This is a genomic window from Yersinia aleksiciae (genome assembly GCF_001047675.1).
Lineage (GTDB): Bacteria > Pseudomonadota > Gammaproteobacteria > Enterobacterales > Enterobacteriaceae > Yersinia > Yersinia aleksiciae.
The window spans coordinates 819070-843700 of record NZ_CP011975.1; the positions used below are offsets into that span (position 1 = coordinate 819070).

Below are 24631 nucleotides of genomic sequence, written 5' to 3' on the forward strand. Positions count from 1 at the left end.
ACAGTTTCAACTAAAAAAGCCAGTCGGCTAATCCTGACTGGCTTTTTTGATCGCTGAATTTAGCGACCGAAGGGCCGGATGCCCCCCATCATTTCCGGCTGACTGGAGATGTAAAGCAGCACCCCAGCAAACAGCAGGATCATCCCGCCAGTGAGTGCCAGGGTCGCCCAAGCTATGGCCCCCCAAGCCGCAGGTGCCCGTTTGCGACTCAAATGCACCGCCAACCGCCGCGCATAGTGTACAAACAGAGCCAACAACGAGATGGTCAATGAGGTCCCGATGGCCATGGCGATGGCCGACAAAATGCCCCACCAATAAACCCCAATCACCTTGGCAAACAGCAGCACCATAATGGCACCGGAACAAGGCCGCATCCCCATCGCCAGCACAATCGCCAAACGAGTACGCCAATCATCACCCGCTTGTAGCTCTTGGGCGCTAGGCAGATGGCGATGCCCACAGCCGCAGTCGTCACCGTGGATATGATCGGCAGCTAAAGGTTGTATCCGCTGGATGATGATTTTCCGCGGTTTTAACGCTTTTACCTGCTGATAAAGGCGCTTTATGGCACGAAAACAGAGTAGAACACCCAGCGCGATAACCAGTAAGAAGCTCCCCTTTTCCAGCCAGAAACTGCTTTGATGCAGATAGCGGGATGAGAGTTGCAACACCCCGAGTAATAGCGTGACCAGTAGGATTGCCACGCCGCCTTGCAGTATCGACGCGGCAAAGGTCAGTTTCAGGCTACTTTTTAGCTGTGCCGGATGGGTCGCCAGATAAGTGACAATGACCACTTTACCGTGCCCTGGCCCTACCGCATGCAGCACGCCATAGATCAGGCTGAACATCATCAGCGCGATGCCCGTCTGATGGGGATTCGCTTTTACCTGTTGGAGTAACTGAGCCATCTGTTGATGCATGCTTTTTTGCCAAACGACTGTTTTAAAAAGCAGTTCTGGCCAGTAGATCCATGCCACTTGTGCCGCGCCAGCCAGCAGCAGTAAAAACAATAGCAGTGGCCACAGGTTTATCACCCAATGTCGCTGCCGCGAAGCCGTCGTGATACCTACTGACATTGCACTGTTATCCGTTGTGCGAATTGCTTTCCAAGTTCCATATCTTCTCCTGGGGAATCATTTTTATCCAACGACAGCGCATAAGCCTGTAATGAAGAGTTGGGATTCGGGGTGAATAGGGTTAGTTTGCAGCTTTTTTCCATCTCGGCTGATAACCTGACCGCCTTATTACTGGCGTAGGTCATATCGACAAAATAGGTAGGGTCGTAAGTCGAGATAATAAAAGGCTTACCGGCCAAGGGCTGTGGTTCTGCCAAGGGCATAACAAATTCTAAAACAGCCTGATGCCCCTTACGGGACAAGTGATACTCTGTCGGTAAATTTTTATATTTCACTGGCTTACCATCACGGTAAATGTCCGTGAAGTAGTGTTGCCCCAACACATTTGCCATCACTTCAGCGGCTAATTTCTTCCAGATCTCAGAGTCACTTTTGGCATTTTCTGCGTCATACAACAGATCGGCAGAGGTGATCTCATCCATGGTCCACACCATTTTCATGCCCACCAGCATCTGTTTCTCACTGACAAAAGTGGCATCCATATCAATAAAACTGTGAGGATGCGCCTCAACCAACGAGCTATACACGCATGCCCCCCCAGCTAACAGCAAGGCCATCAGACGATGAGTCACACTCAATTTATTAGCTCCGACCAAACTGTTATAATATAACATACCCTGCATTAATCAATCCTTGGAAATTTTCCGAAAAAACAAAATAATTGGTGGAGCAAATCCCCCCTGTAGCGCCCAGTACGAAGGGTATAACTGTGATGTCAGTTATAACTCAGCACAAAAGCTCGCTGCCTCACTAAACCGAATATAATCTCTTTTGCTATGCTTAAACCTGATGAATAACGACACATCCATCATGGAAAGTTATATGCGCATAGACACTTCCTCTGAGCCTCAATTATCCGAGCAACCGCTATCTGCCCAACAACGGCGCTGCCATATGGTGCTGATGATGTTTATGCCAGCAAATAAGGTACAGTTGGAGACTATCAGCCAGCTCAATGGTGTCGGGCTGCCGACTACCCGGCAAGATATAGCTGAGGTTGCGAATGAAATCCAGCGTTTCTACCATTTGCAGCTCAGTACCAATGGCGATGATAATTTCCTGATTCAGGGTAGCCACCTTGATAAAAGGCTTTGCCTGATTCATTGGCTGCGGCGTGGATTGCGCTATTGTCCGCATTTCGTTGAGAATCAGTTTATCCCCAGTCTATATCAAGCATTGTCATGGGATGACTCAGTGCTATCTCAGCATTTGCCGCAGATCGTGAGCCAATGTGAACCTCATCTTAACCGACAGCTCAATGACAAAGATCGTCAGTTTTTGCAGTTGTACTTGGCCTATTGTGCTTGGGAAAGTCAGCAACAAGCGCCCCCCGAACTCTCACATACCCAACGGCAGTGGTTGAAATGTAAACCTGCATTGGCCGCAGCTGACAGTTTATTTGACTCATTTAATCCACTGTTAGGTTGCCCACTGCCGGGTCACCCGCTGGAAAAGATTGAGCGAGATATACTGATACTGATGTTGACTATGATTAAGGCGCACAGTTATCACAGCACTCAATCAGCGGAAGATGCTCGCCTGATCAATGCCATTCACCAGTTAGTGATGAATTTCCAGCAAATTTCCGCAATGACGCTGAGCCGTAATGAGACACTGATCACCCAACTTTTTGCCCATCTCGCCCCTGCTATTGAGCGCTGCTATTTCAATATCGGTATTGATAACTCATTACTGGAAGAGGTCATCCGTAAATACCCTCTACTGCTACGGACCACCCAACAAGCACTCGTCCCCTTCGAGCAAGAATATCAGATTCAATTTTCTGTCGATGAAGTTGGCCTGATTGCCATCAGCTTTGGGGCCTGTCTGATGCAGGATAATGACTTACAGGAAAAACAGATTTTACTGCTGACGCGGAATAACCCGGAACTGGAAGAGCAGCTTGAGCAGCAGGTGCGTGAATTGACCCTGCTGCCGCTGCATATTAAGTATCTACCCCACGACATTTATCTGCAATCTGGAGCCCCCACCGGTACAGCGGTGGTGATCACACCCTATGCGGTACGGCAATCTGAATCAACGCCGCCGCTAATTCAGGTGCTATTACCGCTGAGTGCCAAACAAAACAAGCAGTTGTGCGACGTATTGGCGTTACCTTAACCGGTTTGTTCTTCCTGGCTCGCGGTGACGCGAGGGCGGATAAACAGCACCGGAATCACAATCAAAGCCATCACCCAGAACACCCCGCCCTGGTAATGTTCAAACAGGAAGCCGGATATCACCGTCATCACCGCAATCCCCCCACCCATTGCCAGCGCAGAATAGACCGACTGCAACCGGATCACATCCGCCCCACGTCGTGCAGCAATAAACCGCATCGCCGCTAAATGGCAGACAGTAAACGAGCCACAGTGCAGGATTTGAATCAAAATAAGCCACGGCAGTTCCGTGGTTGAGGCCATTAAGCTCCAGCGGATAATTCCTGTAATGGCAGAAAGCAGCAGCAGACCACGGGCGGTCCAGCGACGAAACAGCACATTGCTGAACGCGAACACTAGAATCTCGGCCACCACCCCTAACGACCATAAATAACCAATAGTCGAGGCAGAATAACCCGCATCTTTCCAGTATATGGAGCTGAAACTGTAATAACCGGCGTGCGCACCTTGCAATAAGGTGACGCCGAGTAAAAAGCGCCACACTTGAGAATCAGAGAGCAGCACCTTCCAGTGAGTGGCGGTCACATGACGATGCTTAACTTCACCCTGTGGCATCACATTGGGTTTCAGCAGTGCGCCCAGCAGCATGGCTGAAACACCAAAAATCAGGCTGTAAAGAATGGCAGGATGGCCCCAAACAGAGACTAATTTGCCTGTCAGCGCCGAGCCGATAACAAAAGCCAACGATCCCCATAGCCTAACTTTGCCGTAATCCATGGTGATCTGTTTCTGCCAGGTGGCGGCTAACGCATCTGTGAGTGGCACCAACGGGCCAAAAAACAGGTTAAAACCCGCGATAACCAGCATCAGCCACGCCCAACCATTTCCAAAGCAAAAACCCACCACAAAAACCAGTGTCAGCAGGGCCAAAATGCGAATGGCGGTTACCAGATGGGAAGGATCTTTAACGCTGGGGGCTATTAGCAGGCTACCGAGAAAACGGGCAATTAATCCAGCCCCCAGCAAAATACCGATAGTTTCAGGTGGTATCCCTTCCCCCTGTAACCAGATGCCCCAAAAAGGCAGGAAAATGCCATAAGAGAAGAAATAAGTGAAATAGCTGAGCGACAGCCATCGTGTTGATTGTAATACCATGTATCCCTCCGAGGTCAGCCGCCACTGTGACAGAGGCCCCGTCTGCGAGCAACTTTGTCGTAGTGTAAACATAGAGTTTGAGATTGAGTTCACAATTTAAGCAGCAAGAGTTACAAAACACTGACAAGCAATGCGGTAGCTCCCGCATTGTGCAATGGCCTACGTTGCCCGCCCACCAAACGTAAAAAAACCCGCATTTCGCGGGTTTTTATTCGGCTAAAGCAGATCCGAAGATATTAGGCGTAAACCGGTAAACGGGCGCAGATATCCAAGACTTTTTGCTTCACGCGCTCAATGGTCGCTTCATCGTTGATGTTGTCCAACACATCACACATCCAGCCAGCCAGTTCGCGAGATTCCGCTTCTTTGAAGCCACGGCGAGTAATCGCTGGGCTACCGATACGCACACCTGAAGTCACAAACGGACTTTTCGGATCATTAGGTACGCTGTTTTTGTTCACCGTAATATTGGCACGGCCTAAAGCAGCATCAGCATCTTTACCGGTGATGTTTTTATCCACCAGATCCAGTAAGAACAGATGGTTTTCAGTCCCGCCAGAAACCACTTTATAGCCGCGTTCCAGGAACACAGACACCATTGCTTTAGCGTTTTTAGCCACTTGCTGCTGGTAAATCTTGAACTCAGGTTCCATGGCTTCTTTCAGCGCGACCGCTTTACCCGCGATGACGTGCATCAGTGGGCCACCTTGGTTGCCAGGGAAAACAGATGAATTCAGTTTTTTGTACAGATCTTCATCGCCACCTTTCGCCAAAATCAAACCGCCACGTGGGCCAGCCAGTGTTTTGTGCGTAGTGGTAGTCACGATATGCGCATGAGGAACGGGGTTAGGGTACACGCCCGCAGCAACCAGACCTGCTACGTGAGCCATATCTACAAACAGCCATGCATCAATGCTGTCTGCGATTTCACGCATTTTTGCCCAGTCAACAATACCAGAATAAGCAGAGAAGCCGCCGATGATCATTTTTGGTTTATGTTTTTCTGCCTGACGTGCCAGATCGTCATAATCAATCTGACCGGATTCATCGATACCGTAAGGCACGATATTGTACAGTTTGCCGGAGAAATTCACCGGTGAACCGTGGGTCAAGTGGCCGCCGTGCGCCAGATTCATCCCCAAAACGGTGTCACCCGGTTGCAGAAGTGCAGAGTAAACAGCAACGTTCGCCTGTGAACCGGAGTGCGGCTGAACGTTTGCGTAATCGGCACCAAACAACTCTTTAGCGCGGTCGATAGCCAGTTGCTCAACCACATCAACATACTCACAGCCACCGTAGTAACGCTTGCCCGGATAGCCTTCAGCATATTTGTTCGTTAACTGAGAACCTTGCGCCTGCATAACTCGCGGGCTGGTGTAGTTCTCAGATGCAATCAGTTCGATGTGCTCTTCCTGGCGCACCACTTCTTGCTCCATTGCACGCCATAGATCTGCATCATAATCGGCAATGTTCATTTCACGCTTTAACATCCGGCTCTCCTGACTTAGCTAACAAATTATACCTAGAAGGTCACCCGTTTGGGTTCTGACACACAGTGTAAACTGTTTCCCCCTCGTTATGATAGGTCTTGACAGAGGTTTTTACGCAAACGATTGGCTCCAGACTACGTAAGGCTTTGACCTGTTCAGCGTTCATCCAAGGCAAGGGAAATATCCTCATAGTCATTATGCAGTTTATTCACATTCTGTGAGCTGAGATGCCACTGTAATCCCCTATTACGACAAAGTGCATTTACAAATTAGAGTGCAATCTATAAGATGCATTTAAAATGCATGTATTGAAATACACACGATAATTACCCAGCCTCATTTGAGCTTCGGCTTCAGATGCCAAGGGATAAAATGACCAAGGAGTCACCATGCTGGACCGCCAAACCATCGCCACCGTTCAATCCACCATCCCATTACTTGCCGCTACTGGCCCCAAAGTGACTGCACATTTCTACGATCGCATGTTCGAACATAATCCTGAGCTAAAGCACATATTCAATATGAGCAATCAGATTAATGGTGATCAGCGTGAAGCCCTGTTTAATGCCCTTTGTGCTTATGCGATAAATATCGACAATCTGGCGGCCTTACTGCCCGCTGTTGAGCGGATAGCCCAGAAACATACCAGCTTGAATATTCAGCCTGAGCACTATGCCATCGTCGGTCATCACTTAATCTGCACGCTGGATGAAATGTTCTCACCCGGTCAGGAAGTATTGGATGCCTGGGGCAAAGCTTATGGGGTATTGGCTGATGTGTTTATTCAGCGAGAAAGCCAGATTTATCAACAAGGTGAAACCAGCACTGGGGGCTGGCGAACCTTGCGCCGCTTCCGCATCATCAAAAAAGAGATGCAGAGTGAGGTGATTTGCAGCTTTGTGTTAGCGCCAGAAGATGGTGGTCGGGTGCTGGATTTCAAACCGGGTCAATATCTGGGTATTTATATTGAGGATGAGCGGCTTGAGTATCAGGAAATCCGCCAATACTCCCTGACTGCCGCACCAAACGGTCAGACTTATCGTATTGCGGTGAAACGTGAGGAACAGGGCACGGTTTCTAACTATCTGCACCAACAGCTGAATGAAGGGGACAACGTGCGCATCGCGCCTCCTCGTGGTGATTTCTTCCTGAATGTCTCACCAGATACCCCAGTGGCACTGATTTCTGCCGGTGTGGGTCAGACCCCGATGTTAAGTATGCTTAATACCCTATACGATCAACAACATGCAGCATCGGTACATTGGCTGCACGCCGCTGAAAATGGCCGCGTTCATGCATTCGCCGATGAAGTTACAACGATTGCAACAAAAATGCCGAACCTCAGCCGTCACGTGTGGTATCGCGAACCGACCGCACAGGATAATCATGGTGAGGATTACCACAGCGAAGGGTTGATGGATCTCAGTTCACATCAGTGGTTGGCGGCGGATCCCAACCGACATTATTACTTCTGTGGCCCACTGGCATTTATGCAATTTGCGGGGCGTCAATTATTGGCACAAGGGGTGGCATCCGAACGAATTCACTATGAATGTTTCGGGCCGCATAAAGTTATTTAATAATTGAATTTTATTTAATTTTTCGTGGGAGATCATTCGCTCTCCCACTCATCTCTGCGTTAAAAATTCCGTCTGATTATTGTGCTTAAATTTGGTAGAACGTGATTTAGTTCTCATATATCCTAACTTAATATTGCCACGATGATGCATTCGGATGAATTTCTAAAAATTCATATAACTGAAAATTATCAGTGTGGCTAAAATTATCCCCTCACTATTTATGACTCGGTAACATTATTTAAACCCAAAGTTATTGGCGTTGCAGGTAGGCGGCAAGCAAATGAATCCCGATGAGCTGACTCAAGTCAGTGATTCGAGTGAAAGAGCGTAGCCAACACCCCTGCGGCTTCAAGGACGAAGGGAAATACCCAAAGTCATTGGAGTTGCAGGTAGGCGGCAAGCAAATGAATCCCGATGAGCTGACTCAAGTCAGTGATTCGGGTGAAAGAGCGTAGCCAACACCCCTGCGGCTTCAAGGACGAAGGGAATATTACTGAGAGTAATAAGGCTGAATTGACCTACCATGAGTAAGAAATTCATAAAAAAAGAAGGGTTGGCGTTGGTATCTATGGCCCGCTATTTAATTGGTGAGCACCCTGGTAATCGACTTAAAACTATCGATGAATTATCAGAAAATTTCGGCATATCTGTTGGTGTCGTACAGCATGCCTTAAAAGTGCTGGAAGCTGACGGAGCTATCATCGTTGAACGTCGTGGCCGCAATGGTACCTTATTGATTGACCTGAATATGCCACTGTTATTGCAACAGGCGGATCTGGGTAATATGGTGTGCGCCATGCCGCTGCCTTATACTAAACTTTATGAAGGTTTAGCCAGTGGCTTAAGGGAGCAATTCACCTTACTCCCCCTCTATTTTGCCCATATGCGCGGGGCCGAAGTGCGTATCGAATGCCTAATTGATGGTATTTACGATATGGCGGTGGTGTCGCATCTGGCCGCAAAAAGTTATCTGGCTCAAGGGAGAGTGGCGCTGGCATTAAATCTGGGAAATGGCTCCTACGTGGATGGCCACCAGCTTATTTGCCGTCGTGGTGAACAGCACAATATTCGCCGGGTAGGATTAGACCCGCGCTCACCCGACCAATGCTTACTGACTGAAATTAAATTTGCCGGGCAAGCTATCGAGTTAGTCGAGTTGCCTTATAGCGACTGTATCGCACATATTAACCGTGGTGATATTGATGCCGCTATTTGGAATCTGGCTGATGATGTTCCCCATGAAGATTTGCAAGCGATCAAATTACAGGGTGATGAGCGCTATATTCAAGCCTCACAGGCGGTAATCCTTATCCGGCCAGATAACCACCCGATCAAACTACTGCTAGAGAAAGGTATCAATGAAACGTTGCTGCTCAATCACCAGCGGGCAGTACAAAAAGGTGAGATAGAGCCTCGCTATTAATCATCATTTTGGCTTAGCTGCACGCTAAGCTAGCGTTTTCAGGAGGCTAGCTTTTGGAAACTTGTATTGATTCGCGTCTGAATATTTTGCTTCAGGCTGGGGTCATCGACGCCGATATCGCCCAAGGTTTAGACCAGGTTATCAATCGGTTAGAGAACTTTTGGCAATTACCAGCTCGTGGCGATCAGGGGGTGATGGCGATCACTCATATGGCGAGTGCATTGATGCGCACCCGCCGTGGCGAAGAGATCCAAGCATTGGACTCGGCGATATACGATGAACTCGTCCAAAGCGAAGACATTCACTACATTCGTGAGATCAATCAGGATTTATTGGCCTATTTTTCACTAAAACCCGCTGAAAATGAAATTGGATATTTACTCGTGAACCTTTACAGTCTATACATTAATAGTGACTTGCCACCGCTACGCTAATTTAGCGTTGTGGGTAGCGTTATCAAATAGACAACACCAGGCTCTTTTTTTTATAAATATTCAAAATAATAATAATTTAACAAAAATAATTATGCCTCGGGCGCTTAGGACATAAAATGTTTTTAAAAACCCTATTAAAACAAAACACTAAATTAATTGATGCGGCTATTTCGTTCTGGCACCAGGGAAAAATCAGTCCAGATAGCTATGTTATCGATGTTGAACGAACGGAAGCCAATGCCCGTTTACTGCTGGAAGCTGCTCATCACTACCAGATAAAACTGTATCTGATGAGCAAGCAGTTCGGGCGCAATCCTGAACTCTGCCGCCGCCTGTTAGCTTGTCGCTATGAAGGCACCGGCTATCAAGGTATGGTCGCTGTTGATTTCAAAGAGGCGCGGCAGCTCTATCACCACGAGATCCCTGTCGCGCATATTGGCCATTTGGTACAGCCCCCTTCCGGCATGGTGGCAGAAATAGTGCGCAGACAACCGGAGGTGATTACTGTTTTCTCATTGGAGAAAGCACTGGAGATCTCGCAGGCGGCACACCAGCAGCATATTACCCAGCCGCTGTTGCTGAAAGTTTGCCAGGCTGGCGATTTACTGTATGCCGGGCAAGAAGCGGGATTTGAGTTAACACATTTACCAGCCGTGATTGCCGCCATCCGTAAATTACCGGCGGTACGATTGGTCGGGATAACCCACTTCCCTTGCATGCTGTATGACCCCTCATCACACCGGACCTTACCGGCTGCGAATATGCATACGTTACTGGCTGCGCGAGATATCCTGATGGCTGAGGGCGTAGATATTGAGCAGGTGAATGCCCCTTCAGCCACTAGCTGTACGACCTTGCCACTATTGGCCCAATTAGGTATCACACACAGTGAACCCGGCCATGCCCTCACGGGCACCATCCCTGCCAATCAGCATGGTGACCAACCGGAACAGATATCCATGCTTTATCTGTCCGAGATTTCCCATCATGTTGCTGGCAACAGCCATTTCTTTGGCGGCGGTTATTATCGCCGTGGCCATTTGCAAAATGCATTGATACACCACGAAAATCAGTTCAGCCAAAGTACAGTATTGCCGATTGATGACAGCAGTATCGATTACTGTCTGCGTCTGGCCGGTGAATTTCCGATTGGCAGCCCAGTCATCATGAGTTTCCGCACCCAGATATTTGCTACCCGCAGTGACGTGGTATTGATTGATGGTATTCAGAGCGGGGAGCCCCGTTTGCTTGGCTGCTATGACAGCCGGGGCAATCGGTTGAGCTAACGAAACTCGATAAAATGGTTAAAAAAAGCCCGTTTCGTTTTACGCCGAAACGGGTTTTCTATTGCGTGCTTTCTATCAGCGGAATAAGGCGAATTAAATCGCCTCTTCGTCCTGCTCTCCGGTACGAATACGCACCACGCGGGAGACATCAAACACGAAGATTTTGCCATCGCCGATTTTACCGGTCTGAGCTGTCTGCATAATCGCTTCGACGCAGGTATCGACGATATCGTCAGCAACCACAATTTCGATTTTTACTTTTGGCAGGAAATCCACCATATACTCAGCGCCACGGTACAGTTCGGTATGCCCTTTCTGGCGGCCAAAACCTTTTACTTCTGTCACTGTCATCCCGGTGATGCCAACCTCAGCCAGCGCCTCACGGACATCATCCAGTTTGAATGGCTTAATAATCGCGTCAATTTTTTTCATGGTGAATCCCTGTTATTACCAATTCTTGCGGCCAAAGCCTGATGTAATCGGATAGCGTCTATCTTTACCAAAATTGCGGGCAGTGATGCGCGGCCCGACAGCTGACTGACGCCGTTTGTATTCATTGATATCTACCAGGCGGATGACCTTACGCACGATAGTTTCATCAAAGCCGTCTGCGACCAAATCGGCCACCGACTTATCCTGCTCGACATAACCTTCGAGGATGGCGTCCAAAATATCATAAGGTGGCAGGCTATCTTCATCTTTCTGATCAGGTGCCAATTCCGCAGACGGTGGGCGGGTGATCACCCGCTGTGGGATCACATAGGAGACAGTATTGCGGTATTCCGATAATTTGAAGACTAAGGTCTTTGGCACATCTTTCAGCACATCAAAACCGCCCGCCATATCACCGTACAAGGTAGCATAGCCCACGGCCATCTCACTTTTGTTACCGGTGGTTAATACAATGCTGCGCCGCTTGTTGGACAGCGCCATCAGCACCACACCACGACAACGTGCCTGGAGGTTCTCTTCGGTGGTATCGCGTGCGGTACCAGCAAACATCGGTGCCAGTTGCCCCATAAAAGCATCAAACATCGGCTCAATGGAAAGCACATCAAATTCGATACCCAAAATTTCAGCTTCCTCTTTGGCATCGGCAATACTGATATCTGCGGTGTATCGGAACGGCATCATCAATGCCTGAACCTTATCTTTACCCAGCGCATCGACGGCAATCGCCAACGTCAGTGCGGAGTCAATCCCACCGGATAAGCCCAGAACCGCGCCATTAAAGCCATTTTTAGTGACATAATCGCGCACCGCTAATACCAGCGCCTCATAGACCTGCGCCAATGGCGGTAATTCAGCAGCAGGGGCCATCATCGGCACCACTTCGCACTCGTTAAGCTGCAACAAAGTGGTTTGTTCCGCGAAGGCGGCCAAACGATGAGTCAGGTTGCCCGCAGCATCGAAAACTTTGGAACAGCCATCAAAAATCAGCTCATCCTGCCCACCGATTTGGTTGAGATAGACCAATGGCAACCCGGTACGCTGGCAGTGTGCGGCCATCAGGGTTTTGCGGATATAGGGTTTTTCGCGGTTGTAAGGGGAAGCATTGATCGACAGCAGCACTTCTGCACCAGCGGCTTTTACTGCATCGACCGGGCCATCGAACCATAAATCTTCACAAATGAGCAAGCCCAGACGGTAGCCTTTCAGCTCGACAACACAGCTGTCATGACCTGCAGAAAAGTAGCGTTTTTCGTCGAACACGCCGTAGTTTGGCAATTGCTGCTTGAAATAGCGCGCCAGCAATTTCCCCTCAGAAAACAGTGATAATGCGTTATACAGGTTACCCGCTTCACGCCACGGGTGGCCCACCAGCACCGCAATATGCTGCGTTGCGGCTTGTAAACGATCTAGTTGCGCTTCGCAGCGTTGATAGAAATCATCGCGATACAGCAGATCTTCTGGCGGATAACCGGATAAAGCCAGCTCGGAGAACATGACCAGATCGGCCCCCGCCTTCTGCTGCTCATTTAAGGTTTGCAACATACGTTCAGTGTTGCCTTCGATATCGCCAACCAGCCAATTCAGCTGGGCTAACGCAACGGAAAGTGATCTGCTCATTTGTATTTAAACTCGGTTATCAGCGTTGTCATTGATAAACAACAGTTATTCTTTGAAATCGTTGGCATCCAGCTCGTGGCGTGACAACAATTTGTAAAACTCGGTACGGTTACGCCCCGCCATTCTGGCGGCTTGTGTCACATTACCTTTGGTGATTTGCAGCAGTTTACGCAAATAATTCAATTCGAATTGATTACGCGCCTCAACAAAAGTCGGTAATGCGGTGTTTTCCCCCTCTAGCGCCTGTTCAACCAGTGCCTCACTGATCACCGGAGCCGAGGTTAATGCCACACACTGTTCGATGACGTTGACCAGTTGGCGCACGTTACCCGGCCAGCTGGCCGTCATCAGCCGTTTCATGGCATCGGTTGAGAAGCTACGGACAAAGGGTTTATGGCGCTTGGCTGATTCACGTAGCAAATGGTTCGCCAACAGCGGGATATCTTCTGAGCGCTCATGCAATGCAGGGATTTTCAGATTCACCACATTCAAACGATAGTAGAGATCTTCGCGGAATTCATTTTTCGCCATGGCTTTGGGCAAGTCACGGTGGGTGGCTGAAATCACCCGGACATCAATGCTTAAATCGCGGTTACTGCCCAGTGGGCGCACTTTGCGCTCCTGCAACACCCGCAACAGTTTTACCTGCAAAGACAACGGCATATCGCCGATTTCATCCAGAAACAGTGTGCCGCCTTCTGCGGCCTGAAATAGCCCTTCACGGCTACTGACAGCGCCGGTAAATGCCCCTTTGGCGTGACCGAAGAGCTCGGATTCGAGCAACTGCTCGGGTAATGCACCACAGTTGATAGCGATAAAGGCTTTTTTCGCCCGTGGGCTGGCGGCATGGATAGCTTGCGCCAATACCTCTTTACCGGTACCGCTCTGCCCGTTAATCAGCACGCTGACATCGGATTGCGCTACCATTTTGGCTTGTTCCAACAAGCGCAGCATCACTGGGCTGCGGGTCACAATCTCTTCGCGCCAGCTATCATCACCAGCAGGCATAGAAAGCTCTAAAGCCGCATCTATCGCTTTATATAAGGCATCACGATCAACCGGTTTGGTCAGGAAGCTGAATACCCCTTGCTGAGTCGCGGCGACAGCATCAGGAATCGAGCCGTGGGCAGTCAGGATAATCACTGGCATACCCGGCTGATGCTTCTGGATTTCGACGAACAGCGCCATGCCATCCATTTCATCCATCCGCAAATCACTGATAACCAAATCAATCTTCTCACGCATTAACAAGCGCAATGCTTCCTGGCCGCTTTCAGCCGTGGTGACATTAAATCCTTCGCTGGTTAAACGCATCCCCAGTAGCTTAAGTAAGCTGGGATCGTCATCAACCAGCAGTAGATTGGCCGGTTTGCGTGGCGTCATGAGATTCCTTATTAGTCGCTGGAGGGACGTCAGTTGGCGGCACCACTGGCGGAGTATAAGTATCAGCCGGTTTTTCTATCAATGGCGCGGCCGATTTAGCGTCAGGTTGAGGTGCCGTTGGCTTGACGTCGACAGGTTTGGTTTCAACTGGCTTGGTTTCTGCTGGTTTAGCCTCTACTGGCTTGGTTTCAACCGGCTTAGTCGCTGCCGGTTTAGCCTCTACTGGCTTGGTTTCTACCGGCTTAGTCGCTGCCGGTTTAGCCTCTACTGGCTTGGTTTCTACCGGCTTAGTCTCTGCCGGTTTAGCCTCTACTGGCTTGATTTCTACCGGTTTGGCGGGCTCCACTTTGGGCTGAGGTTTAGCTTCTGCCGCAGCTGCGGATTTGCTCTCCGCATCTGTTTCTGGAATTTCATTTTGCAGCTGCTTACGCGATGAAAGCTGCCGCTCAATATCAGTCAGATTTTCCAACTTGCGAGTGGTATCCAGTAAGTTATATTGCAACCGGACTTGGCCTTCCCGCAGACGATCAATCTGAGCATCCGATTCATCTTGTAAGCGCTGATAGCGAGTGCGCTCTTCAGCCAGAGAGATGCGTAGAACCTGCTGCTCGCGCCACAATTGAATCAGTGGGCGCACAGCGGCTGGGAAGGTTGGACTATAACTGTTTAGGCGCTCAACCACCTGACGCCGCTCTGCTATTGACGGCTCGGCGCTGCTGATCAAAATCCCTTGCTTAAAGGCGGCAGACCAAGTGACGACTGGCAATGCTTTTGCCAGCGTCCGCGCTTGAGTAGAACCTAGACGCTCAGCACAATCCATCGCCCGTAACCAGTACAGCGAGTTTTCTAACGTCTCTTTATCATCAAGATCCCACAGCACATCACAGGATAACGTCCGATAATCGACGATTTTCGTTTCCGGTATCACCATCTGGACCGCTTGTGAAAAACGGCTGCTCGTTGGATTATCCGTACACCCGGTGAGTAAAAGTGGGGCCAGCAATAGTGCTCGCCAAAAAATACCCGTGCTAAGGCTGCCCGCTGGCACACTGGCCGCAGTCGTTGTAGGACGTGATAAAAAGGCGGTCTTTTTAATGATGCTGTGCATCGACCATTTGTACATTATTCATTCATTCTCGGCGGTTAATGGCAATTCAACACGGAAACAGACGGCGGCGTAATCCACAGCCACCAGTTGCAAGTCGCCCTGCATACGTCTGATGCAGTCCTGAGCAATACTCAGCCCCAATCCGCTGCCTTTTACGGCGCCTTTTCGCTGGTGGCTTCCTTGGAAAAAAGGCTCAAATATCATTGTTTCTTCTGAATTTGGGATTGGTGCCCCAGTATTGGCGATATCAATTTGTACGCGGTTATTCACCTGACGACTACGGATCCAAATGGTACCGGATTCCTCACCATAGTGCACCGCATTGGAGTAGAGATTATCTAATACCCGCATTAATAGCGTTGGATCCGCCCAACAAATGTCCGCCTGCAAATCCTGCTCGGTGCGAATCATCTTGGCTCGCGCTGGTAAACTGTGCGCGGAGATCACATCCTCAACCATTTCCGCCAGCTCAACATTTTCAAGCTCACCGGGGCCATCCGCTAATTTGCGGTTATAGTCCAGTAATTGCTCTATCAACAGTTGCAAGTGGCGGCTGCTGTTATCGAGGATAGCAACCACCTCTTTCTGATCTTGGGTTAATGGCCCTGCCACTTCATCAGCCAGCAATTCGGTCCCTTCGCGCATACTGGCCAGTGGCGTTTTCAGCTCATGGGAGATGTGTCGCAAAAACTCATGACGCTGTGATTCGAGCCAGGCTAAACGCTCGCTGAGCCAAATAATACGCTGTGCCAGTGATCGTAGCTCCCGTGGCCCTTTAAACAGTGCCGTATTGCCTAGAGGTCGCCCTTCCCCCAAGCGATTAATCATTCGCTCGATGCCTTTAACCGGCCCGATTATCATGCGGGTGAATAGCACTACTAATATCACGCTAACCAAAAACAGCAACAGGGATTGCCAACCAAAGAATTGCCCACGTTCGGCGATATCTTTTTGTAGCTGTTGACCGCGCGAGAAAATCACATCGCGGGTGGCCTGTACCATTTCGGCATTCGAGCGGGAAAATTGCTCCAATAGCGTTGAGGCATTTTGTTCCGGACCGCTATTTTTACATTGAATATCAGAAAGTTGGGTCAGAAGCCCTCGCAGGGTTTGGTAGTAGCGAGCATCAGGCAGAATAGGGGCATGGGTATCGAGCATTTGGGCATACTGCTTACGCTGATTCTGATAGAGCTTTGCCAGCGTGGCATCATCTAATACGCAATATTGGCGGTAGCTACGCTCCATTTCGAGTGCCACACTGGTCATCGCCTCACTGCGCCGGGCATCTGCCAGCGTGGTGCGGTTAATATCAGCCGCTTGCGTGCTTAAGTGATCCAGACTCTGATACGCCTGATACGCCAGTACCAGCAGTGGCAGCAGCACCAACAGAAATGCCATGAGCACCAATTGACGTAAAGATCGGGGGAATAAACGCCATCTTTTCAACGAAATCATCTCATTACCTATCATTCTGTTGTGATGCTAGCTGACTCTGGCAGGATTACAATGCTTGTAATCCAAATAAAATGCTTGTAATCCAAATAAATAGTGCGATCGCCATTTGCGAGATAAAAAAAAAGCACTCGCCAGAAGCTAAGTGCTTTAAATTTAATTTATGACTCATAACCGTCAGAATCATTATCATGCCTGCCTGTTATACAGTGACGAAATGACTAACTGAGAATGAGACAACGGAGCAATAGATGCCCCGTCGCAGAATATTTGGATGCCCTTAAACATCGTCTCCAGTGTGATGAAGCCGAAGCAATCATCGGGAGGATGAGACGAATAGCATCCAGACATGTCCAAAATTGATGAATGGTTCATCACAGCAGGACATAGGCGGTGCCTCACTCAACGTGTCGTCCGATGTTTGATAATGTGTATTCACACAATATCGGTTTAGGTGGACGATAGGCACCAGTCTTAGGCATCATTCGGTGGCTTATGAAGCGCATATTCCGCTTAACAGCGGGACTATCATAAAGAGGTGAATGAGCAACTGACTAATATAATGCAGCTTGCGTGCCAACTTTTTAAATAAAAAACTAACACATTGATTTTTAAATAAAAATTAAAAATAGGCTCAACTATTGAAAACAAACCCAGCTCAATAATCAATCGACAATAAATTCTTTGTCGCTATTCCACGACAGCTAATCGCCAATTAAATAAAACACATATAAATCAAATGATTAAGTGTCTCCTATTTGAGACAGCCGTTTGGCTGATTGTCGCAATTTGCCGACAAAAGATTAAAATCGTTATTATTCAGACAAATAGGGTGTCAGCTTACAATCTGGTCATCAAGGTTGTTGACCAAACCATCACGTAGAAAAACTCGCGCCCTGCCCACTCGAAAACCACGACCGCGTTATAAATTATGCTATTTCATTGCCACAGCAAATAACTCATTATCCTGTTCTGACCCAGAACCGTGACAAAGACAGAGACAGAGACAAAGAGCAAAATATTCCGTTGAACAGGGATGTCGCTTAACCTTAATTAGCAGGTAACATCCATGAAAATAAGCGCCATGATACTCTTCTGCACTCCCTTTATTAGCCCTTACTGCACCACCGCAGCAGACTACAGTTCAAGCTCGCAGCCCACCAGGCCAAGCCCTGTAGTGATGTCAGCCACCGACTATCATCGCAATGATAACTTCCCAGAGTTTTCCATTGAGAATTTTAACGTTCAGCAACATACCGCAGCCAGAGAGGCCGAAATTAAGTTCACCTTAAAAAGTAGCGAATTATTGTATTACCACGTTTATCTCAATGATAAAGATAACAACGAAATCATGAATACTTTAGGCTTCGTTAATAACGATCAGCAGTCTGTTTCATTGAAAATGACCAGCACCTGGCCGGGAGATTATGAAGTCGTTATTGAGTTAGTCGATAATAATAAAATGACCGTACTCAGAAATTATAATATTACGCTGGACTGAAAAAACTCAGGGGATAACTCCCCTGAGTCTGCTCTATCAGCCTAATTGCTTACGCGCATTACGGAACATACGCATCCACGGGCTATCTTCGCCCCACTCTTCCGGATGCCATGAGTTACTGACAGTACGGAAGACGCGTTCAGGATGCGGCATCATGACCGTGGCGCGGCCACTGGCGCTGGTTACCGCCGTAATGCCGTTCGCTGAACCATTTGGGTTAGCAGGATATTGCTCGGTAACCGCGCCGTAATTGTCTACAAAGCGCAATGCCACCAAGTTGTTTTGCTCCAATGTCACCAAATGCGCAGCATCACGCACTTCAACCTGCCCTTCACCGTGTGACACAGCAATTGGCATACGTGAACCGGCCATACCCTGCATAAACAGCGACGGGCTGCTTGCCACTTCAACCAGACTGAAACGCGCTTCAAAGCGATCTGACAGGTTGCGAACAAACCGTGGCCAGTGCTCTGCACCGGGGATCAATTCGCGCAGGTTGGACATCATCTGGCAACCATTACACACCCCCAGCGCCAAAGTTTCAGGGCGATGGAAGAAGGCTTCGAACTCGTCACGCACCCGGTCATTGAACAGGATGGATTTCGCCCAACCTTCACCCGCGCCCAAAACGTCGCCGTAGGAGAAGCCGCCACAGGCCACTAAGGTCTGAAAGGTACGCAAATCAGTGCGCCCTGCCAGCAGGTCACTCATATGCACATCAACAGCATCAAAACCGGCGCGGTGGAAGGCGGCGGCCATTTCAACATGGGAGTTAACTCCTTGCTCACGGAGTACCGCCACTTTTGGCCGTACTTGCTTGATGATATACGGCGCGGCGATATCTTCAGCCGGATCAAAGGTCAGTTTCACATTCAAGCCAGGATCACGTTCATCTTGTTTTGCCTGATGCTCTTGGTCCGCGCAATCGGGGTTATCCCGCAAACGCTGCATTTGCCAGGTGGTTTCTGCCCACCACAAGCGCAGGGTGCTGCGTTTTTCACTGTAAACCACCTCAGTGCCACGGCGAATATCGAAAGTATCTCCCTCTACCGCCCGACCCAGATAGTGGACACAATTTGCCAAGCCGTGGTCTGCCAATATTTTTTCCACTGCATTACGCTGATCTGCGCGCACTTGAATCACCGCGCCCAGCTCTTCATTGAACAATGCAGCCAGTGAATCGTTGCCCTGCGAGTGAATATCGACATCTATACCACAGTGACCAGCAAAGGCCATTTCAGCCAGCGTCACCAGCAAACCGCCATCAGAACGATCGTGATAGGCCAGTAACAGCTGATCCGCCACTAAGCGCTGCATGGCGTTGAAGAAGCCCGCCAACTGTGGCACATCACGCACATCCGCCGGTTTATCCCCCAACTGACGGTAAACCTGAGTCAAGGCGGTAGCACCCAGCGCATTGTGGCCCGCGCCTAAATCGATCAGCAGCAGGGCATTGTCGCCTTTATCCGTGCGCAGTTGTGGTGTGACGGTATGGCGCACATCTTCGATACGGGCGAAAGCCGTAATCACCAGCGACAGCGGCGAAGTCATCTCGCGCTGCTCGTTACCTTCCTGCCAGCGCGTTTTCATCGACATGGAGTCTTTGCCCACTGGAATAGTGATTTCCAGCGCCGGGCAGAGCTCTTCACCGACAGCGCGCACCGCATCATACAAACCGGCATCTTCACCGGGGTGACCGGCAGCTGACATCCAGTTGGCTGACAATTTAATGCGCTTCAACTCACCAATTTGAGTGGCAGCGATATTGGTCAGCGCTTCACCGACCGCCAAACGGGCGGAGGCGGCGAAATCGAGCAAGGCCACTGGCGCACGTTCGCCCAGTGACATCGCCTCACCATAGTAGCTATCCAGGCTGGCACTGGTCACCGCACAGTCGGCCACTGGGATCTGCCATGGCCCCACCATCTGATCACGGGTCACCATACCGGTCACGGTGCGGTCGCCGATGGTAATCAGGAAGGTTTTTTCTGCCACAGCGGGCAGATGCATCACCCGTTTTACCGCATCGGCAATCGTGATATCAGCCCGATCCAGTACCTCACCTGCGGCCTGCAAGCTCTTCACGTCACGCAGCATTTTCGGCGTTTTACCCAACAGTACATCCAGCGGCATATCAATAGGTTGGTTATCGAAATGGCGATCATTGAGGGTGAGATGTAACTCTTCCGTGGCTTCCCCAATTACCGCATAAGGGGCGCGTTCACGGCGACAAATCTCATCAAACTGGGCCACCTGCGCGGGGGCGATAGCCATGACATAACGTTCCTGAGATTCGTTACACCACACTTCCAACGGGCTCATACCCGGTTCGTCATTCAGGATGTCGCGCAGTTCAAAACGCCCACCACGACCGCCATCGCTGACCAACTCTGGCATGGCGTTGGACAAGCCGCCCGCGCCGACATCATGGATAAACAGAATCGGGTTGTGATCACCTAACTGCCAACAGCGGTCGATCACTTCCTGGCAGCGGCGTTCCATCTCTGGGTTATCACGTTGTACCGAGGCAAAATCCAGATCCGCATCTGACTGGCCGGAGGCCATGGATGATGCCGCACCGCCACCCAGACCGATATTCATTGCCGGACCACCGAGCACCACCAGCTTAGCGCCGACCGTGATCTCGCCTTTTTGCACGTGATCGGCACGGATATTACCGATACCACCCGCCAACATGATCGGCTTATGGTAACCCCGTAACTCGGTGCCGTTATGGCTGTTAACACGCTCTTCATAGGTGCGGAAGTAGCCCAACAGCGCTGGACGACCAAATTCATTGTTAAATGCAGCACCGCCTAATGGACCTTCGGTCATGATATCCAGCGCGGTGACGATCCGGTCCGGCTTGCCGAAATTCTCTTCCCACGGTTGTTCAAAACCCGGGATACGCAAGTTAGAAACAGAGAAACCGACCAAACCGGCTTTTGGTTTCGCGCCACGCCCGGTGGCACCTTCATCACGGATTTCACCGCCAGAGCCTGTTGCCGCACCCGGCCATGGTGAAATGGCTGTCGGGTGGTTATGGGTTTCAACTTTCATCAGGATATGCGCTTCTTCCTGATGGTAGCCATAAACACCATTATCTGGCGCAGCAAAGAAGCGCCCAACCTGAGAACCTTCCATCACCGCCGCATTGTCTTTATAGGCAGACAGCACGTAATCCGGCGTGTGTTCAAAGGTGTTTTTGATCATTTTGAACAGCGTTTTAGGCTGAGCAACACCATCGATAATCCAATCGGCGTTAAAAATCTTATGGCGGCAGTGCTCAGAGTTGGCCTGCGCAAACATGTATAGCTCGATATCCGTCGGGTTGCGCCCAAGCCCAGTAAAGGCTGCCAGCAGATAATCAATTTCGTCCGATGCCAGTGCCAGACCCAATTTAGTATTGGCCTGCTCCAGTGCACTGCGGCCCTGCGCCAGAATATCCACCCGTTGTACCGGGGCTGGCTGATGATGAGAGAACAGCTGTTCGGCTTGCTGCAAATCGGTGAATACCGTTTCCATCATGCGGTCATGTAGCAGCGCGGCCAATTGTTGCCACTGGCTTTCAGTCAGATTCGGGCCTTGGATATAGAAGGCTAAACCCCGTTCCAGACGCAGAACTTGTGGCAACGCGCAGTTGTGCGCGATATCAGTGGCTTTGGAAGACCACGGAGAGATTGTCCCCGGTCGTGGGGTAACCAGTAGCAAACGCCCTTCTGGCGCGTGTTCAGGGAGAGATGGCCCATACTTAAGCAGCCGCTGGAGTCTGGCGTGTTCGTCAGCACTCAGTGGTGCGCTAACATCGGCAAAGTGAACATATTCGGCGTAGATATCACTCACCGGCAGGTGAGCATCCTGGCAACGGGACAGCAGTTTGGTAATACGAAAAGCCGACAAAGCGGGCGAACCACGCAGTATTTCCATAATCTAAGTTTCTCTCGTCTTCGAAGCGACTGGAACAGCACTTCATTGGGCGCAACAGGGGAAAACGCGCGCCATTATAGTGAATCTAAGCCGCCGACGAAACCGTTTGCGTAGCTATTATTCATAATTGCGTCAGAAACTGCGATTAGGCTTATCGGCTGAATACCGGATAAATAAGCTCGCAATAAAGTTGCACACTGACGATTTGTTGCGCAAAATGCCACTCCACTGGGGATTTAACCATGTCGATTCTAGCTTCACGACACACATATAAAGAGCGCTGCCGAGAGATAACTATTTGACGCGCATAAAATTAAATTACTTTGTTATCGGTGTAGTTGCCATACTTTTGGCTCTCGCGTTGTGGCCCAATATTCCTTGGCGCAATGGTCAGGAGGGGCAACTTGATCGCATAAAAGCCAGTGGTGAGCTGCGAGTTAGCACCATTAGCTCACCCCTGATCTACACACCCGGAAAAGATGGCCCCTCCGGCCTCGACTATGAGCTGGCAAAACGTTTTGCTGATTATCTGGGGGTCAAGCTGGTCATGACCCCGCGTCACAATATTGATGATCTGTTTGATGCTTTAGATAGCGATGATGCAGATATGCTGGCTGCCGGGCTGATTTTTAACCGTGAGCGTCTCAATAGGGCGCGTACTGGTCCTGCCTACTATTCGGTCTCGCAACAGTTGGTATATCGACTTGGCACGCCGCGGCCAAAATCCTTCAGTGATCTGAAAGGACAATTGATCGTCGCTTCGGGTTCGGCCCATATGACCACGCTAAAACAGCTCAAGCAGAGCAAATATCCCGATCTAAACTGGGGATCATCCATTGATCGCTCAGGAAAGGAGTTACTGGAGCAAGTTGCTGATGGCAAACTCGACTATACCCTTGGTGATTCCATCACCATTGCTCTGCTGCAACGCATTCACCCGCAATTAGCCGTCGCCTTTGATGTCACCGATGAAGAGCCCGTGACCTGGTATTTCCGCAAAGGTAACGATGACAGCCTGTATGCGGCGATGCTCGATTTCTACAGTCAGATGGTGGAAGACGGCAGTTTGGCGCGGCTGGAGGAGAAATATCTCGGCCATGTCGGTAGCTTTGATTATGTCGATACCAAAACCTTCCTGTCCGCCATCGACAATGTGCTGCCCACTTTCAAGCCACTATTTGAGAAACATGCGGGCGATATCGATTGGAAACTGCTGGCGGCGATTGCTTATCAGGAGTCCCATTGGAACCCGCAAGCCACGTCACCGACAGGTGTGCGTGGCTTGATGATGCTAACCCGTGCCACCGCAGATGGTTTAGGGGTCAAAGACCGCGTGGATCCTGAGGAGAGCATCAAGGGCGGCTCCATTTATTTGCAGCGGCTGATGCAGAAAGTGCCGGAAACCATTCCTGAAGATGAGCGAATCTGGTTCGCATTGGCAGCATATAATATGGGTTATGGGCATATGCTGGATGCACGTCGTCTGACCAAAAACCAGAATGGCAACCCAGACAGCTGGGTTGACGTCAAAATGCGCCTGCCCATGTTGAGCCAAAAGCGCTACTACCCGAGCACCACCTATGGCTATGCCCGTGGTCACGAAGCTTATAACTACGTCGAGAACATCCGCCGTTATCAGGTCAGTTTGGTGGGATATTTGCAGGAAAAAGAGAAAAAAGCCGCCCAACACGCCGCTATCGAGGCTGAGTTGGGGAAAGCCTATCCGGTCGTCGCCCCCGGCTGGTCAATCAATAACTAGCATCTATTTTTCAAATCACATTATCGCGCGCGGGTTAGTTTTTGTCCGAAGAGGCTCGCTGCGCGATTTTCAACGCCTTCTGCTGCTCCCGCCGCAGGCGAAAAAAGGCGCTCAATTGGTGAGAACAGGCGTCTGCCAACACCCCAGCGCTGATCTCAACCTGATGATTCATCCCTGGATGACGTAAAATATCCACCAGCGATCCGGCGGCACCGGTTTTCAGATCATTCGCGCCATACACCAAACGACGAATCCGGCTGTGTACCATAGCACCGGCGCACATCACGCAAGGCTCCAACGTCACATATAACGTGGCTTCCAGTAGGCGATAATTCTGCACCGCTTGCCCGCCCTGGCGTAGCGCCATGATCTCGGCGTGAGCGGTGGGATCGTTATCGCGAATAGACCGATTCCAGCCTTCGCCAATCACCTGATTATCCAGTACCAACACCGCACCTACCGGAACTTCACCCTCTTCCTGCGCACGCAGGGCCAGCGTCAACGCACGCTGCATCCAGTACTCATCACTGTACTCAGCCGTCGGCACACATTCAGAAGACAAATTATTATCAGCAGACACATTAACCTCTCTGGTACTTTTGCGGCGTGCATTATACACAGCTAACGACGGCCTCTACATCCGTTTTATACCCGCGATAACGTCGCCAGTTATATAGAGCAGCTCAATACCTAATCAATATAAAGTAGCTCAGTATATAATGATCGTTTAAAGTTTCGGCTGGATAGAAAACGTATCAAACATAAGCGATACCTGCCGATATGAGTGTTCTCTGATAATGGAAGCCA

The 24631-nt window shown here is 49.9% G+C and carries 18 protein-coding genes; 7 read left to right on the forward strand and 11 right to left on the reverse strand.

The window, feature by feature from the left end; all coding sequences use genetic code 11:
* Nucleotides 1-59: 59 nt before the first annotated feature.
* Both ACZ76_RS03845 and ACZ76_RS03850 read right to left on the reverse strand, forming a co-directional pair.
* Nucleotides 60-1076: a nickel/cobalt transporter gene (locus ACZ76_RS03845; protein WP_048616974.1), complete on the reverse strand. Its 1017-nt coding sequence runs from the start codon at nt 1074-1076 to the stop codon at nt 60-62.
* Nucleotides 1067-1759 (reverse strand): DUF1007 family protein, encoded by a 693-nt coding sequence (locus ACZ76_RS03850; protein ID WP_048616976.1) that lies wholly within the window; start codon nt 1757-1759, stop codon nt 1067-1069. The genes ACZ76_RS03845 and ACZ76_RS03850 overlap by 10 nt, the downstream gene beginning before the upstream one ends.
* Nucleotides 1760-1958: 199 nt before the next feature.
* Here ACZ76_RS03850 and csiE point away from each other — a divergent pair, with 199 nt between their 5' ends.
* Nucleotides 1959-3257 carry a stationary phase inducible protein CsiE gene (csiE, locus tag ACZ76_RS03855; RefSeq protein WP_048616978.1) on the forward strand — a complete coding sequence of 433 codons (1299 nt, stop codon included), beginning with the start codon at nt 1959-1961 and terminating at the stop codon, nt 3255-3257.
* Here csiE and ACZ76_RS03860 read toward each other — a convergent pair.
* Both ACZ76_RS03860 and glyA read right to left on the reverse strand, forming a co-directional pair.
* Entirely contained in the window at nt 3254-4411 is a 1158-nt protein-coding gene (locus tag ACZ76_RS03860) for a 3-phenylpropionate MFS transporter (protein WP_048616980.1), read from the reverse strand. The genes csiE and ACZ76_RS03860 overlap by 4 nt on opposite strands.
* 236 nt (nt 4412-4647) lie before the next feature.
* On the reverse strand, nt 4648-5901 hold the full coding sequence (gene glyA, locus ACZ76_RS03865) for a serine hydroxymethyltransferase (protein WP_005274314.1): 1254 nt from the start codon (nt 5899-5901) through the stop codon (nt 4648-4650).
* A 389-nt stretch (nt 5902-6290) separates the two neighbouring features.
* Here glyA and hmpA point away from each other — a divergent pair, with 389 nt between their 5' ends.
* The 4 genes from hmpA to ACZ76_RS03885 all read left to right on the forward strand — a co-directional run bounded on the left by hmpA (nt 6291) and on the right by ACZ76_RS03885 (nt 10624).
* Nucleotides 6291-7481: an NO-inducible flavohemoprotein gene (hmpA, locus tag ACZ76_RS03870; RefSeq protein ID WP_048616982.1), complete on the forward strand. Its 1191-nt coding sequence runs from the start codon at nt 6291-6293 to the stop codon at nt 7479-7481.
* Nucleotides 7482-8004: 523 nt separating this feature from the next.
* Entirely contained in the window at nt 8005-8904 is a 900-nt protein-coding gene (gene yhfZ / locus ACZ76_RS03875) for a GntR family transcriptional regulator YhfZ (RefSeq protein WP_048616984.1), read from the forward strand.
* Nucleotides 8905-8957: 53 nt separating this feature from the next.
* The gene (locus tag ACZ76_RS03880) at nt 8958-9338 is read left to right on the forward strand and encodes a hypothetical protein (protein WP_048616986.1); all 381 of its coding nucleotides are present in this window, start codon (nt 8958-8960) and stop codon (nt 9336-9338) included.
* A 116-nt stretch (nt 9339-9454) separates the two neighbouring features.
* Nucleotides 9455-10624 carry a YhfX family PLP-dependent enzyme gene (locus ACZ76_RS03885; RefSeq protein WP_048616989.1) on the forward strand — a complete coding sequence of 390 codons (1170 nt, stop codon included), beginning with the start codon at nt 9455-9457 and terminating at the stop codon, nt 10622-10624.
* 93 nt (nt 10625-10717) lie between these two features.
* On the opposite strand, the gene glnB is transcribed toward ACZ76_RS03885, so the two are convergent.
* The 5 genes from glnB to ACZ76_RS03910 are packed head-to-tail and all read right to left on the reverse strand — an operon-like array spanning nt 10718 to nt 16640.
* On the reverse strand, nt 10718-11056 hold the full coding sequence (gene glnB / locus ACZ76_RS03890) for a nitrogen regulatory protein P-II (protein WP_002231018.1): 339 nt from the start codon (nt 11054-11056) through the stop codon (nt 10718-10720).
* A 15-nt stretch (nt 11057-11071) separates the two neighbouring features.
* The gene (locus tag ACZ76_RS03895; protein ID WP_048616991.1) at nt 11072-12694 is read right to left on the reverse strand and encodes an NAD+ synthase; all 1623 of its coding nucleotides are present in this window, start codon (nt 12692-12694) and stop codon (nt 11072-11074) included.
* Between the two features lie 45 nt (nt 12695-12739).
* A complete protein-coding gene (gene glrR / locus ACZ76_RS03900; RefSeq protein WP_032897894.1) occupies nt 12740-14077 on the reverse strand; it encodes a two-component system response regulator GlrR in 1338 nt (445 codons plus the stop codon).
* Nucleotides 14040-15185 carry a two-component system QseEF-associated lipoprotein QseG gene (gene qseG, locus ACZ76_RS03905; RefSeq protein ID WP_144413937.1) on the reverse strand — a complete coding sequence of 382 codons (1146 nt, stop codon included), beginning with the start codon at nt 15183-15185 and terminating at the stop codon, nt 14040-14042. Before qseG ends, glrR begins: the two co-directional genes overlap by 38 nt.
* Nucleotides 15186-15203: 18 nt before the next feature.
* Nucleotides 15204-16640: a sensor histidine kinase gene (locus ACZ76_RS03910; protein ID WP_048616997.1), complete on the reverse strand. Its 1437-nt coding sequence runs from the start codon at nt 16638-16640 to the stop codon at nt 15204-15206.
* A 1066-nt stretch (nt 16641-17706) separates the two neighbouring features.
* Between ACZ76_RS03910 and ACZ76_RS03915 the strand changes: the two genes are divergently transcribed.
* Nucleotides 17707-18138: a hypothetical protein gene (locus ACZ76_RS03915; RefSeq protein ID WP_048616999.1), complete on the forward strand. Its 432-nt coding sequence runs from the start codon at nt 17707-17709 to the stop codon at nt 18136-18138.
* Between the two features lie 36 nt (nt 18139-18174).
* Here the strand turns inward: ACZ76_RS03915 and purL are convergent, their stop codons facing one another.
* Nucleotides 18175-22065, reverse strand: a complete 3891-nt coding sequence (gene purL / locus ACZ76_RS03920; protein WP_048617002.1) for a phosphoribosylformylglycinamidine synthase — start codon at nt 22063-22065, stop codon at nt 18175-18177.
* Nucleotides 22066-22363: 298 nt separating this feature from the next.
* On the opposite strand from purL, the gene mltF reads away from it, so the two are divergent.
* Nucleotides 22364-23824, forward strand: a complete 1461-nt coding sequence (mltF, locus tag ACZ76_RS03925; protein ID WP_048617004.1) for a membrane-bound lytic murein transglycosylase MltF — start codon at nt 22364-22366, stop codon at nt 23822-23824.
* A gap of 34 nt (nt 23825-23858) precedes the next feature.
* On the opposite strand, the gene tadA is transcribed toward mltF, so the two are convergent.
* A complete protein-coding gene (tadA, locus tag ACZ76_RS03930; RefSeq protein ID WP_048617005.1) occupies nt 23859-24443 on the reverse strand; it encodes a tRNA adenosine(34) deaminase TadA in 585 nt (194 codons plus the stop codon).
* Nucleotides 24444-24631 lie beyond the last annotated feature (188 nt).